8 protein-coding genes and 1 tRNA gene are annotated in these 16,524 nt (G+C 46.7%); 8 read left to right on the forward strand and 1 reads right to left on the reverse strand.

Features of this window, described 5'->3' with window-relative positions:
• The first annotated feature begins 2 nt into the window (after positions 1–2).
• The gene (locus AC1EKB_RS00170) at positions 3–1,256 is read left to right on the forward strand and encodes a UDP-galactopyranose/dTDP-fucopyranose mutase family protein (RefSeq protein WP_415694638.1); all 1,254 of its coding nucleotides are present in this window, start codon (positions 3–5) and stop codon (positions 1,254–1,256) included.
• 92 nt (positions 1,257–1,348) lie between these two features.
• On the opposite strand, the gene AC1EKB_RS00175 is transcribed toward AC1EKB_RS00170, so the two are convergent.
• Positions 1,349–1,433, reverse strand: a tRNA-Ser gene (locus AC1EKB_RS00175).
• Between the two features lie 582 nt (positions 1,434–2,015).
• On the opposite strand from AC1EKB_RS00175, the gene AC1EKB_RS00180 reads away from it, so the two are divergent.
• From AC1EKB_RS00180 to AC1EKB_RS00210, 7 genes are all read left to right on the forward strand, one after another.
• The gene (locus tag AC1EKB_RS00180) at positions 2,016–2,963 is read left to right on the forward strand and encodes a DMT family transporter (protein ID WP_481248493.1); all 948 of its coding nucleotides are present in this window, start codon (positions 2,016–2,018) and stop codon (positions 2,961–2,963) included.
• An 80-nt stretch (positions 2,964–3,043) separates the two neighbouring features.
• Positions 3,044–3,682 carry a tRNA (cytidine(34)-2'-O)-methyltransferase gene (locus AC1EKB_RS00185; RefSeq protein ID WP_481248603.1) on the forward strand — a complete coding sequence of 213 codons (639 nt, stop codon included), beginning with the start codon at positions 3,044–3,046 and terminating at the stop codon, positions 3,680–3,682.
• Positions 3,683–3,746: 64 nt separating this feature from the next.
• Positions 3,747–4,508 carry a peptide ABC transporter permease gene (locus AC1EKB_RS00190; protein ID WP_481248494.1) on the forward strand — a complete coding sequence of 254 codons (762 nt, stop codon included), beginning with the start codon at positions 3,747–3,749 and terminating at the stop codon, positions 4,506–4,508.
• Positions 4,509–4,708: 200 nt separating this feature from the next.
• A complete protein-coding gene (rpoB, locus tag AC1EKB_RS00195; protein WP_481248495.1) occupies positions 4,709–8,275 on the forward strand; it encodes a DNA-directed RNA polymerase subunit beta in 3,567 nt (1,188 codons plus the stop codon).
• Between the two features lie 87 nt (positions 8,276–8,362).
• Positions 8,363–12,382, forward strand: a complete 4,020-nt coding sequence (locus AC1EKB_RS00200) for a DNA-directed RNA polymerase subunit beta' (RefSeq protein WP_481248496.1) — start codon at positions 8,363–8,365, stop codon at positions 12,380–12,382.
• A 911-nt stretch (positions 12,383–13,293) separates the two neighbouring features.
• The gene (locus AC1EKB_RS00205) at positions 13,294–15,195 is read left to right on the forward strand and encodes a SpaH/EbpB family LPXTG-anchored major pilin (RefSeq protein WP_481248497.1); all 1,902 of its coding nucleotides are present in this window, start codon (positions 13,294–13,296) and stop codon (positions 15,193–15,195) included.
• A 218-nt stretch (positions 15,196–15,413) separates the two neighbouring features.
• On the forward strand, positions 15,414–16,481 hold the full coding sequence (locus AC1EKB_RS00210; protein ID WP_481248498.1) for a class C sortase: 1,068 nt from the start codon (positions 15,414–15,416) through the stop codon (positions 16,479–16,481).
• The last annotated feature ends 43 nt before the right edge of the window (positions 16,482–16,524 follow it).

A 16,524-nucleotide genomic window follows, 5' to 3' on the forward strand; every position in this document is an offset into this window, starting at 1 on the left:
AAATGAACGAAAAAAATAATGCAAAGTTGCAAGAATATCCAGATTTAGTAGTTGTTGGAGCAGGATTGTTCGGCTTAACCGTAGCTCAGCAGGCTGCAGAACGCGCTGGCGCTCGCGTTGAGATTATTGACGTGCGTAATCACATTGGCGGCAACGCTTACTCGTATTTTGACGAGCGAACGGGAATCGAAATTCACAAGTATGGCGCGCATCTTTTCCACACAAGCAATAAGCGCGTGTGGGATTATGTGAACCGCTTTACAACGTTTACTAACTACGTGCATCGCGTTTATGCAACTCACAATGGCGAAGTGTATTCGTTGCCAATCAACTTAGGTACGATTAACCAGTTTTTCCATGCGCACTACACTCCAGAAGAAGCAAAGGCGCTTATTGCAAGCCAAGCGGGGGAGTTTGCTGGCAAAGATCCGCAAAATTTGAACGATAAGGGTATTAGCCTAATTGGGCGCCCGCTTTACGAGGCGTTTATTAAGAATTACACAGCAAAACAGTGGCAAACGGATCCTTCTAAGCTGCCTGCTGGAATTATTAAGCGTTTGCCTGTGCGATTTAACTACAATAATCGCTACTTTAAAGACACTTGGGAAGGCTTGCCAACGGACGGATATACGGCTTGGATGCAGCGCATGATTGATAATCCGCTAATTCATGTTTCGCTTGGCGTGGACTTTTTCGACGAGTCTCAGCCGTTTAACAAGCGCGCGCTGGCGGAAGCTGGAGTGCCAGTGGTTTATACGGGGCCAGTGGACAGGTATTTTGATTACGCGCTTGGCGAGTTAAAGTGGCGTACCGTTGACTTTAAGGAAGTGCGTTACAAGGAGAGCGACCATTTTGGCTGCCCAGTTATGAACTATTCAGATGCTGATGTTCCGTTTACGCGCGCGATTGAGTTTAAGAACTTTAATCCAGAGCGCGAGGAGGTTGGCGATTGCGAGGCTGGCGGCGTTGCTAGCTGCGATGCTGATTTTGTGCCAGGTAAAAGCGTTAAAGCTGGGGAGACTGTTGTTTGGCAGGAGTATTCTCGCGCTGCAACTCGCGACGACGAGCCGTATTATCCAGTGAATACTGAGGAAGATAAAGCCTTGTATGCGCGCTATGCAGAGCTTGCAGCTGCTGAGCCGAACACTGTTTTTGGTGGGCGATTGGGAACGTACAGTTACTACGATATGCACAATGTGATTGATATGGCTTTGCGCGCTTACGAATCGCAAGTAGCGCCACTTATTGCGCGTTAAGCGTAAATAAGGCTGGTATAAATAAAGCTGTGCAAAGTATATAAGTACGAAAAAGGGTTCCAACCAACAGTACTGGCTAGAACCCCTACTCGCGGAGAATACGAGATTCGAACTCGTGAGGCTGTTACACCAACACGCTTTCCAAGCGTGCGCCATAGACCACTAGGCGAATTCTCCACATCAATCATTGTGCTAAACACACAACAAAAGACAACTTAAATAAGATAACATAGTGTGCGGATAATGCAAAATCGCGCGTTGCGCGACGACCTGCCTTCGCGTTTGGAACGTAGCGCGAAGGCAATTCGGAGCGCTGAGCAGCTCAAACGTAAAGTCCAGTGGACTTTACGTGCGGCGAAGACGTTAGCGCGCTTAGACCGCGCTAACGACAGGACCTGCCTTTTCGCTTAAAGCGTAGCTCGCTAACGACATTTGTAACGTTTTTTGACCGAAATTCGTTATATTTGTCTTGTCCGTGAGACATTTGTAACGTTTTTTGGCTGATTTTCGTTAGATTTGCCTCATTGGTGAGACGTTTGTAACGTTTTTGCGATTCTCAAATCACCTCAATAGATTTATTGCACATACAATCCTTGCAATTGCGTGTTGTTGATTATGTGCGTGTTGTTGATTATGTGATAGTGTAGATTTTTTATATGTAGTAAGCGATTTGCGATTTGTGATTTGCGACTTACTACATACGCGCAAAACTACAGGATTATTAGCAAATACAGGATTTAAGTTTAGAAGGTGTTTAGCATGGATGTTGGTTTTGTAAAGAATATCCAAAAAATAAAGCCTAAAAAGCCAAATCCTGCGGTGGATCATAGTCCGCGCACAATGATGATTGGCATAATCTTAACGATTCTTGGTGGCGCGCTTTGGGGCACAAACGCTACTGTTTCTAAGATTCTAATGTCGCAATACCTTGTAAGCCCGTTGCAAATCGCGTGCGTTCGTCAGCTTGCTGCAGGAGTGCTTTTTGTAATCGTTGCGGCAATGGTTAATCGCAAGCAACTCGTTGGCGCATTAAGTACAAAAAAATCATGGCCAATGTTAGTCGTAACAGGCATTGTGTGTGTGCTTTTAACGCAAGTTGCGTATCTTTTTACAATCGACTGGACTAACTCTGGCACAGCTACTGTTTTGCAAAGTCTGAATTTGCTTTTTGTGCTTGTTTACGTGTGTTTGAGATCAAAGAGAACTCCGACTTTGCGCGAAAACATTGGTGTTTTGCTGGCTTTTGCAGGAACTGCGCTTATGGCAACGGGTGGCAATTTTAGCTCTCTTTCGTTGCCGTTGATGGGACTTTTGTGGGGATTAGCAGATGCTGCGAGTACGGCGGCGCTTGCGATTATGCCAGTTAAATTGATTGCAAAATGGGGAAATCTTACTGTAAACGGAATCACGTTTATTATTGCAGGTCTTATTATGATGCCATTTGTGAAGCCATGGCAAACAATGCCGCCTTTGGATTTGCGCGCGTATTTGCTGTTTACTTTTACAATTGTTGGCGGAACTTTTGGCGCATATTGGATGTTTTTGGCTGGCATTATGCGAGTTGGATCTGTGCGCGGAACGCTTTTGGGTGCGAGCGAGCCTGTTATGGCTGCAATCACGGCTGTTGTGTTTACGGGAGCTGTGTTCTCGTGGGCTGATTTTGCAGGATTTGCGCTTATTTTTATTATGATGATTTTATTGAGGTGATCATGGTGATCATGAAGAATATGCAAGACAAAAGTAAAGAAGACAAAAGTAAAGAAGATAAAAGTAAAGAAGATAAAAGTATGCAAGACGCACAAAACCCAGTCAATCGCGTAGAGCAGATGTATGAGTACGGCTACCGAAAGTCAAATTACGGCCCAGACGAGCTTGTAACAGACGCGCACGGAAATCCAATCAGCGTTATGGATGCTATGCTAAGCGCGCAAGATGCAAGCACTGCGCAAACTCAAACTCCGCACTTGTGCTTCTACTCGCCTAGAATCCCAGGAAACACAGGCTCTGCGATTCGCCTTTGCGCGGTAACGGGCACAATTTTGCATCTTGTAGAGCCGCTTGGATTTAATCTTCAAGACACAAAGCTTCGTCGCGCGGGTCTTGATTATCACGATATGGCACACGTTGTTATGCATCCGAATTTTGAAAACCTTGTTGAGTCAATGCCAAATTCTCGCATAATCGCGTTTACTGCAAACGCCACAAAACTTTACACAGATGTTGAGTATAAGCCGAATGATATTTTGCTTTTTGGGCCAGAGCCAGGAGATATTCCAGACCCAATGGATATTATGGCAGGCCCGCATGTTGCGGAACAGGTTCGCTTGCCAATGCGACCTTCGCTTAGAAGCTTAAATCTTACGAATTGCGCATCAATCGCCATTTATGAGGCGTGGCGTCAGCTTGGATTTGAGGGCGGGAAGTAGCAAAAAATAGTCAAAAATGGCAAAAAATAGCCAAAAATAGTCTTAAAACTACTCATGCATTACAATGGTTAATATGCCTGTGTTAAAACGTAAACCTAAGCGGAAGATTAGTGCTGCGCGCCGCCGCATGTACATTCGCCGCCGAATCGTAGTTTGCGTGGGGCTGCTGGCTGTTTTAGCATTCTGCATCTTTTGCATAGTCAGCATTTTTAAGGGCATTAGCGCAATCGGAACCGCTATAAACAAACATTCAGACGTTACTCTATCTAAACAACTTGTGCCAGATCCAAGGCCTGTTGGAATCATAAAAAAATGCAGTGCAAAAGACGTTAGAATTGAGCTATCTTCTTCGTCTCAAGCTGTTCCAATGGGTGGAACTTTAGAGTTTAATGCTCATATTGTTTACGAAGGCGATGATTCATGCAGGATTGACGCTTCGAGCGGAAGAATGGTGTTGACTGTAGGCCAAAGTGTAAGCGATTCATCGCAAGCGGCTTTCGATTCTTTTGGCGCAAAAGGTAGTAAGTCAAATAAGCAAAATAAATCGTCTAAAACTAAAACAAAAGAGAAACCGCAAGCAGTTGTTCCGCAATGGCAGTCAGATATGTGCGTAATTCCGCTAAAGCCGCTGCTTATGGCAAAAGGCGATTCGTACGATAAAAAGTTTACTTGGAATGCAAACGCTACGATTGGCACGCCGAGTGGAGAAAATTGCGCTAACGACTCCGATTTGCCTAAGGTTTCGCGCGGAACGTACATTGCGCAAATCGAGCATAAAGACGTAGCAGGGTTGCAAAGTAATCCCGTGATTATTTCTGTTCGCTAGTGCCTGCATAAATGACGATAAAAAGTCGAAGCGAAGGGGTAGAATTGTTTCTTTGTACACGGTGTGTCATATAGCGGGCATACTCAAGGAACTGAAGAAGGCGCCCGCAAACCCAAAATCGTTGATTTTAAGCGCGTTTGCCGCGATTTTCTAAAGCTCCCAAGGATTAAGAAAACTAGCTAGCGATAAAGGAACGTCCATTGGCTGCTGAACAAGCTACGACGAACACCACCAAAGTCATCGCGCGTGCCGACGAACACGACATTAAATTGCACAAAGCGTCGGATCGTGTGAATTTCGGCTCCATTTGTGAGCCAATCGATGTGCCATACCTCCTCGGTGTGCAAACCGACAGCTTTGACTGGCTGATCGGCTCCGAGCGTTGGAAGAAGCGCGTCGAAGAAGATGAGGCAAATGGCACTCACACTGTGCCACACGTCTCTGGTCTGGAAGAAGTGTTCCAAGAGATTTCTCCAATCGAGAATTTTGCTGAGACAATGAGCCTCACATTCTCGGATCCATATTTTGAAGAGCCACGTCACACTGTGCTTGAGTGCAAAGAGAAGGATTACACATATTCCGCTCCTTTGTATGTAAATGCAGAGTTTGAAAACGGCGAAACTGGCGAGATTAAGAGCCAGACTGTTTTTATGGGTGATTTCCCATTACAAACCCCACACGGAACATTCATTATTGGCGGAACTGAGCGCGTAATCGTGTCTCAGCTTGTGCGTTCCCCAGGCGTGTACTTCGATCGCGCGCAAGATCGCACTTCCGATAAAGACGTTTTTGGCGCAAAAATCATTCCAAGTCGCGGCGCGTGGCTTGAGTTCGAGATTGATAAGCGCGATGTTCTTGGCGTGCGCGTAGATCGCAAGCGCAAGCAGTCTGCAATCGTATTCTTAATGGCAATCGGCATGACTAAGTCAGAAATTGCCGAAGCATTTCAGGGTTATCCTCTTGTTCTCGACGCTCTAGAAAAAGAGCCAATCGATACTCAAGACGATGCTCTTACAGACTTGTACAGAAAGATTCGTCCAGCAGATACCGCAACTCCAGACGCGGGTCGCAATTTGCTCGAATCCTTCTACTTCAACACAAAGCGCTACGATTTGGCGCGCGTTGGTCGCTACAAGATTAATCGCAAGCTTGGTTTGGAAGCGGATTACAACGATCGCAGCTTGAATCGCGAAGACATTATTGCCACAATCAAGTATTTGGTTACTTTGCATGCTGGCGAAAAGACTTTCCCAGGAAAGCGCGATGGCGAAGATGTGCAGTTGCGTGTAGACGTAGACGATATTGATCACTTTGGAAACCGCCGAATCCGTCAGGTTGGCGAGCTTGTACAGAATCAGATTCGTACTGGCTTAAGCCGCATGGAGCGCGTTGTGCGCGAGCGCATGACAACGCAAGACGCTGAGGCGATTACACCACAGTCGTTGATTAACATTCGACCAGTTAACGCTACGATTAAGGAGTTCTTCGGAACTTCTCAGCTTAGCCAGTTTATGGATCAGAACAATCCTTTGGCAGGCGTTACAAATAAGCGTCGTCTTTCTGCGCTTGGTCCTGGTGGTCTTTCTAGAGACCGCGCATCTATGGAAGTTCGAGACGTGCACCCATCCCACTTTGGTCGTATGTGCCCAATCGAATCCCCAGAAGGTCCAAACATCGGTCTTATCGGCTCTCTTGCAACCTTTGGTCGCATCAACCCATTCGGCTTTATTGAAACGCCTTATCGCAAGGTTGTTAATGGTCATGTGACTAACGAAGTCGAATATATGACTGCAGATCGCGAAGCCGAGCACGTTATTGCCCAGGCAAACCAGGAGCTTGACGAAAATGGCAACTTTGTTGGCACTCAGGCTCTTGCTCGCGTGGACGAAGAAGAGGCAGTCGATGTGCCTGTTAGCACTGTTGACTACATGGATGTTTCCCCACGTCAGATGGTTTCTCTTGGCGCAAGCTTGATTCCATTCTTGGAGCACGATGAAGGACACCGTGCTTTGATGGGTACCAACATGCAGCGCCAGGCCGTGCCTCTTATTAAGTCGGAGCGTCCACTTGTTGGTACGGGTTCCGAATGGCGTGCTGCAGTTGATTCTGGAGACGTGATTCTTTCCGAAAAGCCAGGCGTTGTAACCTACGTTTCTGCGGATATTATTCGCGTTATGAACGACGATGGAACTCAGTCCAGCTACAAGCTTTCTAAGTTCCAGCGTTCCAACCAAACTACCTGCTACAACCAAGTGCCGCTTATTAAAGACGGTGAGCGAGTAGAAGCTGGTACTGTACTTGCAGACGGTCCTGCAACTGAAAAGGGTGAACTTGCATTGGGTAAGAATTTGCTCGTTGCATTCATGCCTTGGAACGGTTACAACTACGAGGATGCTGTGATTATTTCCCAGCGTCTTGTGCAAGACGATACGCTTTCTTCCATCCATATTGAAGAGTACGAAATCGACGCTCGCGAAACTAAGTTGGGTGCTGAAGAAATCACGCGCGACTTACCAAACGTTGGCGAAGATGCTATTGCAAATCTCGACGAGCGCGGTATTATTCGCATTGGTGCCGAGGTAGAAGCTGGCGATATTTTGGTTGGTAAGGTAACGCCTAAGGGTGAGACCGAGCTTACTCCAGAAGAGCGCTTACTTCGTGCAATCTTTGGCGAAAAGAGCCGCGAAGTGCGCGATACTTCGTTGCGCGTGCCACACGGCGAAACTGGTACCGTGATTGCTGTTAAGGAAATCACTCGTGAAGACGCTGAAGACGATGGCGATGAGCTTCCAAATGGCGTGAACCAAATGATTCGCGTTTACATTGCTCAGCATCGTAAGATTACGCAAGGCGATAAGCTTTCCGGTCGTCACGGCAACAAGGGTGTTATTTCCCGCATTCTTCCAGAAGAAGATATGCCATTCTTGGCTGACGGTACTCCAGTAGACATTATGCTTAACCCGTTGGGTGTGCCTTCTCGAATGAATTTGGGCCAGGTGCTCGAGCTTCACTTGGGTTGGATTGCTCACGCAGGCTGGGATATTAATTTGGATCCAGACCTTGAGGCTGCTTGGAAGAAGTACGTTCCGCAGGGTGCTGAACATGGTGATCCTGGTACTCCAGTTGCAACGCCAGTATTCGACGGCGTGCGCCCGGAGACTTTGAAGGGTCTTTTGAGCACGACTCTTACCGATCGCGACGGCAATAAGCTTGTTGGTTCCGACGGTAAGGCAACATTGTTCGATGGTCGCACTGGTGAGCCATTCCCTAAGCCAATTTCTGTTGGCTACATGTACATCTTGAAGCTGCATCACTTGGTTGATGATAAGATTCACGCTCGTTCCACTGGTCCTTACTCTATGATTACCCAGCAGCCATTGGGTGGTAAGGCGCAGTTCGGCGGCCAGCGCTTCGGCGAAATGGAAGTATGGGCCCTTGAGGCTTATGGTGCTGCGTACACATTGCACGAAATGATGACTACAAAGTCTGATGACGTTGACGGTCGCGTGCGCGTGTATGGCGCTATTGTTAAGGGCGATAATCTTCCACCTGCTGGTATTCCTGAGTCCTTTAAGGTGTTGCTCAAGGAAATGCAGTCACTCTCCTTGAATGTTGAAGTGCTTAACTCCGAAGGAGTGGCAATCGACATGAAGGATGAAGATGATGATCCGGTGTCGTCTTCTGAAAATTTGGGCTTTAATATTGGTGCACGACCAGATTCGTCTGCCAAAGAAGACCAAGTTATTCAAGAACCTGAATACCAGTGATACTAGTGATTAGAAATGACTTAATCACTAATCACTAATCACTTTAAGAAACTTAGAAAAACAATTTCATGAGACAGGACGATAATAGTGCTGGACGTCAACGCATTTGACAAACTGAGGATTGGACTGGCCACTGCCGAAGACATCCGTAGCTGGAGCCACGGCGAAGTTAAGAAGCCAGAAACCATTAATTACCGTACCCTTAAGCCAGAGAAGGATGGTCTGTTCGGTGAGCAGATTTTCGGTCCTACTCGCGATTGGGAGTGCGCGTGCGGTAAGTATAAGCGCGTGCGCTTTAAGGGAATCGTGTGCGAGCGATGCGGCGTGGAAGTTACACGCAGCCGCGTTCGCCGCGAACGCATGGGTCATATTGAGCTTGCGGCTCCTGTAACACACATTTGGTTCTTCAAGGGTGTGCCAAGCCGCTTGGGATATTTGCTCGACATTGCTCCAAAAGACTTGGAAAAAGTCATCTACTTTGCAGCTTACATGGTTACTAAGGTAGACGAAGAGCAGCGTCACCAGGATCTTCCAGACTTGCAAGACGAGTTTGATACCGAAATTGGCAATCTTCGTAAGCGCCGCGACAATGAGATTGAAGCTCGCGCAAAGAAGGCAGAAGAAGATCTTCACGAGCTAGAAGAATCGGGCGAGGCAAAAGGTAGCGCAAAGTCTAAGTTGCGTGCTGGAGCTGAGCGCGAAATGTCTGCTATCCGTACTCGCTACGACGAGCAAATTCAGCGTTTGAACGCAGTTTTCGATCGCTTTAAGGGCTTGCGTGCAGGAGATATGGAAGGCGATGTTGATCTTTGGCGAGAGATGGAAGATCGCTATGGCGACTACTTTGAAGGATGCATGGGCGCGGAAGCAATCAAGAAGCGCTTGCAAGACTTCGATCTTAAGTCGGCTGCTGTAGAACTTCGCGAAGAAATCGACAATGGTACTGGTCAGCGCAAGGCGCGCGCTTTGAAGCGACTTAAGGTTGTGAATGCGTTCTTGACTACTGGAAACAAGCCAGAAGCAATGGTTTTGGACGTTATTCCAGTAATCCCACCAGACTTGCGACCAATGGTTCAGCTTGATGGTGGCCGCTTTGCAACATCCGATTTGAACGATTTGTATCGACGCGTAATCAACCGTAACAATCGTTTGAAGAGGCTGATTGAGCTTGGCGCTCCTGAAATCATGCTTAATAACGAAAAGCGCATGCTTCAGGAAGCTGTTGATTCGCTGTTCGACAATGGTCGCCGTGGCCGCCCAGTAACTGGCGCATCTAACAGGCCACTAAAGTCGCTTTCCGATATGCTTAAAGGTAAGCAGGGCCGATTCCGCCAGAACTTGCTCGGTAAGCGAGTTGATTATTCTGGCCGTTCCGTAATCGTTGTTGGTCCAAGCCTTCGCATGCATCAATGCGGTTTGCCTAAGCCAATGGCGTTGGAGCTGTTTAAGCCATTCGTTATTAAGCGTTTGGTAGATCAGGGCTTTGCACAGAATATGAAGAGCGCCAAGCGCCTTGTGGATCGCGGAGATTCCGAGGTTTGGGGCGTGCTCGAGGAAGTCATCTCCGAGCATCCTGTTCTTCTTAACCGCGCACCTACGCTTCACCGCTTGGGTATTCAAGCATTTGAGCCAATCTTGGTTGAAGGTAAGGCAATCCACTTGCCACCACTTGCTTGCGCAGCATTCAACGCAGACTTCGATGGTGACCAGATGGCAGTGCATTTGCCACTTTCCGCCGAAGCTCAAGCAGAAGCTCGCAGCTTGATGATGGCATCCGACAACATCTTGAAGCCAGCAGATGGTCACACCGTTACAATGCCATCTCAGGATATGATTTTGGGCTTGTACTACTTGTCTACCGTAATCGACGGTGCAAAGGGTCAAGGCCGAATCTTCTCCTCGCTTGCCGAAGCTCAAATGGCGCTAGACAAGCACGAGATTGACATGCAAGCTAAGGTGTTAATCCGCGTTCCTGCAGACTTTGTTTTGCCAAAGGATTGGGAGCCTTCCGAGCTTAAGGTCGTAGACCCAGAGCCAGGCAGCCCAGATGTTGTTCACGAAGAGCGTTTTAAGGATGGAACTGTTCTGTTTGCAACGTCTTGCGGTCGCGTGCTGTTTAATAGCACTCTTCCAGAGGACTATCCGTTTGTAAATCAGCAGGTTCCAAAGGGCGTGCTTTCTAAGATTGTTGACGACATTGCTACGCGATATTCCACCGCGCAAGTGGCGGCAAGCCTTGATGCTTTGAAGGATCTTGGCTTTACGCGCGCACCTTGGTCTGGCGTTACAATGGCATTCTCGGATATTGTGCTTCCTCCAAATCGCGAGCAGATTGCGCAAGATTACGAGGATCAGGCTGCAAAGATCAACTCCCAGTACGATATGGGTCTTCTTACAGACGAAGAGCGTCGTCAAGAGTTGATTAACTTGTGGACAGAATGCACCGATAAGGTTGCAGACGCAATGCGCGAGAACTTCCACGACGACAACAACGTGAACATTATGGTTCAGTCTGGCGCGCGTGGTAACTGGATGCAGATTCGTCAGATTGCTGGTATGCGAGGCTTAGTGGCAAATCCTAAGGGCGAGATTATTCCTCGTCCTGTTAAGTCAAACTACCGCGATGGCCTTTCCGTGTTGGAGTACTTCATCTCTCAGCACGGTGCTCGTAAGGGCTTGGCAGATACCGCACTTCGTACAGCAGAATCTGGCTACTTGACTCGTCGTCTTGTGGACGTTTCGCAGGAAGTTATTGTTCGCGAAGAAGATTGCGGCACAAAGCGTGGTCTTATGATGAAGATTGCGGATCGCGACGAAAATGGCAATTTGACGCTTGTTAAGGCTGCTGATGGTGGCCCATACTCGCGCTTGCTTGCTGCAGACGTGCTCGATCCAGCAGACGGAACAACAGTTTTGGCAAAGTGTGGAGACGCGCTTTCTATGGACGTTTTGCGTGACTTGGTTGCGCACGGCGTTGAAGAAGTTAAGGCTCGTTCTGTGCTTACTTGCGAGTCTAAGCGTGGCGTTTGCGCAAAGTGCTACGGCTGGTCTTTGGCTACAAGCTCTCTTGTTGATGTTGGCGAGGCTGTTGGTATTGTTGCAGCACAGTCCATTGGTGAGCCTGGTACGCAGCTTACGCTTCGTTCCTTCCACTCTGGTGGCGTTGCTTCGGCAAGCGATATTACGCAGGGTCTTCCTCGTGTTACCGAGCTTTTTGAGGCTCGTACTCCTAAGGGCGAGGCTCCAATCGCAGAGTTCCCAGGCGTTGTGAAGGTTGAGGACACTGACCACGGCCGTCAAGTCACTTTGACTCCAGACGATACAACCGTTGAGCCAATCGTTTATCCAGTAACTCGTCGTGCTCCAATGCTTGTTAAGGATGGCGATCACGTTGAGGTTGGCACGCAACTTATTGAGGGTTCTGTGGATCCTAAGAAGATTCTGCGAATCCTCGGCCCGCGTGCAGCTCAGGTGAATATTGTGGAAGAAGTTCACAACGTTTACCGTTCTCAGGGCGTTGATATTCACGATAAGCACATTGAGGTTATTGTTCACCAGATGCTCCGCCGTATTACGGTGATTGATTCTGGAGACACCGAGTTGCTTCCAGGTGAGCTTGTGGATCAAGCAAAGTTCCGCGAGGCAAATCTTGCTGCCGTTAAGAATGGCGGTAAGCCTGCTGCTGGTCGACCAGAGCTTATGGGTATTACCAAGGCTTCTTTGGCTACGGATTCTTGGCTTTCTGCCGCATCCTTCCAGGAGACTACACGCGTGCTTACTGAGGCTGCTTTGAGTCAGAAGGAAGATGATCTTAAGGGTCTAAAGGAAAACGTGATTATTGGTAAGCTCATCCCAGCTGGTACTGGTTTGGCGCGCTACCGTAATGCGGATGTGTCTGCGGATCCAGAAGTTCGTGACGCTATGTATCCAAACCTTGCTGTGACTGCTGAAAATAGTACTCCATCAAACTTTGGTGAAAGCGACATGGCAGATGTTGACTTCTCTAACATTGATTTTGGAGACATGAAGCTCGGTGATGATTTTAATCCAGATGATTACCTTGACGATCAAGGTGGCCAGAGTGATTACGATGATGACATTGAGTAATTGCTTAACTAAGTGATTGCTTGATTGTGTGATTGCTTAATTGCAAATCCGCTTGATTGGGTGATTGTGTTATTAAGCGATTGCTGAATTAAGCAAATCTGCTTCGATTAGCCGTTGCAAGTTGTTTTACGCATCTTGCAGCGGCTTTTGTTTTTTGCACGCGAATCGACTTGCATGAGCGCTTAAAGCGTAGAGCGCGAATGCACTTCGATTCGCTGAGCCGCTCAAAGCAGAAGCACTGCTTCTGCGCGGCGAAGACGTTCGCGCGCTTAGACCGCGCGAACGATGACTTGCATGGGCGCTTTGACTGAGCTTGAAATTGCATAACGCATTTCAAGCTCCTTCAAAGCGTGATTTGGCTCAGATGTAAAGTCCAGTGGACTTTACATGCCAAATCAGCCGAACGGCTACTAATAGCCGTGAGGAATAGCGTAGAGCGCGAATGCACTTCGATTCGCTGAGCCGCTCAAAGCAGAAGCACTGCTTCTGCGCGGCGAAGACGTGAGCGCGCTTAGACCGCGCGAACGATTACATGCGCGAACGATAACGACGCGGTTAATTCGACACGCCGATGGGCTTGTTTTGTCAAAAATTTGGAAAGAATTCTAAAAAATTTAAGCAATTTTTATTCTTTATAGGTCGTAAACTCCAAGTATTGCAACAATACCTGGGGGGGGGGGTATCAAAAGCTTAGTTTAGTAAGCTTTTATTAGTATATTTTTCATTTTATTAAAATGATATTATTTCCTTGATAGATAATACTAGGCGAGCGCTTTTGCGTGCCTAGAAGCTCGGTGAGAGGAATCTGTAATTCGCAGTATTTATGCGAATTGTGATTGGGAGACTAATCACGTGGGCGATTGTTTGAAAACAAAATTCTAATAATGCGGATTCCAAAGAAGAGAGGAAACATGCGTTTGAAAACAAATTCACTAAAACGCACCGTTGCTGTTTTGGCTGCGGTTTGCACGCTTGGAACATGCTGTATTGCTGGCTCTGTTGCTTTTGCGCAGGGTGAGACTAAGGGCGCTGACACTGGAAACATTAATAAAGATACGCCAGTTTCTTTGTCTATTCACAAGTATAAGGGTCCTGCAATAAAGACGACAGATGGTAAGAAGACAGATATACGTTCTAACGGTACTGATCAGTCAAAGTTGTTTACAGGTGATAACGCTAGGAAACCAGTTAAGGGCGTTGAGTTTACGCTTTACAAGGTTCAAAAAGACGGAAAGGATATCAATTTAGCAACATCAGATGGATGGAAGCAGATTACATCAATTACTGATGACGCTAAAACGCCTTCTGACCTTGTAAAGACTGGTAAAGATGATAAAAATGCAAAGCATGTGTTTACTATTTCTGAAGTCGGTAAGGGCACAACGAATTCTAAAGGTCTTGTAAAGTTCGAAAAAACAAAATCTGAGAATGCTGGTGATGACTCTGGAGAATTTGCAGTCTCAGACTTGAAGATGTCTCTTTACGTAGTTAAAGAAACCAATACAGATGGTGCAATTATTGATGGAGAACATGTTACGGTTACCGGTCGCGTAGATCCGTTCTTCGTAACTTTGCCATTGGCCAATCCGAAAGATAATACCTGGAATTACGACGTTCACGTGTATCCAAAGAACGACACAACAAATCAGGTGCCAACAAAGACAGCTAGTGACCCAACTCGTATGGATGTAGTTGCTGATTCCAGCAAAGATAAGACAGATGGTACTCGTATCACTTGGAAGATCGCTATCCCACTTCCATCACCAGCTAAAGGTCAAGCGTACGATGCTATCGGCTTTAGCGATAAGTTGGCTAAGGGCTTGACTTTCGATAAAGTTCAGAACGTTAGGCTTGTGAAGTACACCACAGATGGAAAACCAGTTACTACTGGTACTGGTAATACAGAGGATCTCAAAAAGGATGATACAAATACTGATTACACAGTCACACAACCTACTGATGATAATAAACAAGTGCTTACGTTCGACTTAACTAAGACTGGTACAAACGGTTTAGCCAAGGCTTACACTTTTTATTCCGCTGCTAAGAAGGCTGGTCAGATTGCTAAGCTCGAGGCTGAGGTGGTAACTAAGGTTGGTGCAGATGTGAAAGACGTGAAGAACATCGCCAACACTTGGGCTGATAACAACAAGACTGGTAAAAAAGATAATCCTTGCGATCCTGATGTTGTACATAATGGTGATGGATGCGATACTGCACCATCAGATACTTCTTATTACGGCACATTGAAGGTCATAAAGGTAGACACTGATAACAACAAGCGTTTGGACGGTGCAAAGTTCGATGTGTACGAAATTACTGATACTACTAAAAAGAAAGATGATGTAAAGTCTGCCACAGAGAGTAATGGCACTTACAGTTTCGCAGGGGATAATAACACTGCTATTGCTAGTAAAAAGGTCGGAAGTTCTTTGGAAACAAAGACAGTTGGCGAAAATGCCGACAAAGAGAGCGGTGTTGACTCTGTAAAGTTGTTCGTAAGAAAAGAAAGCGATAAAAAGACCACGAACAAGACATATTGCATAGTGGAAACTGAAGCTCCAGCAGGTTACGATGCTATAACTACTCCAACTTGCTATGACCTTGTAGAAGATAGTGCAAATACTGCTGCTACAGCAAATGTGAATACTGTTAAAGATGCGAAGTCGACTCCAATGGGCAAGATCCTTGCAGCACTGCCATTAACAGGTGCGCGCGGCTTGGTTCTTCTTACAGCTTGCGGCATTGTTGGCTTGGGCGGCACGTTGTTCTACATCATCACCCGTCGTCGCAAGGAACAAGAAGAAGCGTAAGGCTTACTTGGTTTTGTGATTATTTTGTGATGGTTTTGTGATTAAAGCTGTATGCGAGTGTTTGCGTATTCAAGTGAGTGAATTGCGCGGATTCGCGAATACTCGCATCGGCTCACAAAATCGAAAATCAAATCGCAGATTAAGTCGCAGATTAAATCGCAAATAAAGTCGCAAATAAAATCACAAGTCCAGTTTCAAGTCCAATCGCAAAGCAACAAATGCTCAGGTTTTTATTCTTAAATCGAAACGTTGCGGTTAAGCATAAGAAACGCGATAAACGAAAGTGGAGATTTTCTAAATCTTCTATCGTTCCAGCGATTCTATTAACAGCATCGTTTGCCTCACTGTTATACCCACATGCAGCAATGTGGTTAAGCCAGTATCACATGTCGGAAGTAGCTGCGGAATACGCTAAGCTAATCACGCATGCTGTTCCGGCTCCGCATGAGCAGCTGCAGCGTGCGCGCGAGTATAATCGCCAGCTATCCGTAGGTGCAATATATGAGGCGAATACTAATATTCCAACATCCCATGGCGAAACGTCTGACGTTAGTCAAAACTATTGGGATCAGTTGAAAGCGAATGACGATGGTCTTATGGCTCGCCTTCGCATTAAGAAAATTGACCTAGATTTGCCTGTGTATCACGGTACGCAGGACGATACTCTTCTTAAGGGACTTGGGCATTTGCGCGGCACTTCTCTACCAGTTGGAGGATTAGGAACTCGTTCCGTGATTACTGGTCATCGTGGTTTGGCTAGTGCGGAAATGTTTACGAGGTTGGATGAGATTGGCAAGGGCGATTCTTTTACGATCGAGGTTTTTGACGAGATTCTCACTTACAAGGTGATAGAAAAAATTGTTGTAAACCCAGATGAAACAAAGAAGATTGCTGCAGTGCCTGGTAAGGATCTTGTGACTCTGATTACTTGTACGCCGCTTGGAATCAACACGCAGAGAATCTTGGTGACGGGGGAGCGAGTAATACCGACTCCTGCCGCGGACAAGTCTTTGCTTGGTAAAAAGCCGGATGTGCCTAGATTCCCTTGGTGGATTGTTGGGAGCATTGCAAGCTTGGGTGTAGTTTGTGGCTACATTTACTGGGCTGGTCTGCCGATTGTTAAGAAGAAAAAGAAGAATAATGACGAGCATGCTGATGGCGAGCATACTTATATGGATTCAAAAGATGCAAGAAGACTTAGTCAGCAATCCTTTGAGTCGATTATTGATGGTTTTGCTCAAGGCAAGCGTCCGAAGGCTTCTAAGCTTAGAAAGATGAAAAATTAATAAGTTAAATTGAGATTTTGAAAACAATGCGTTGATTATTACG

It is taken from the genome of Gardnerella sialicivorans subsp. sialicivorans (assembly GCF_056746795.1).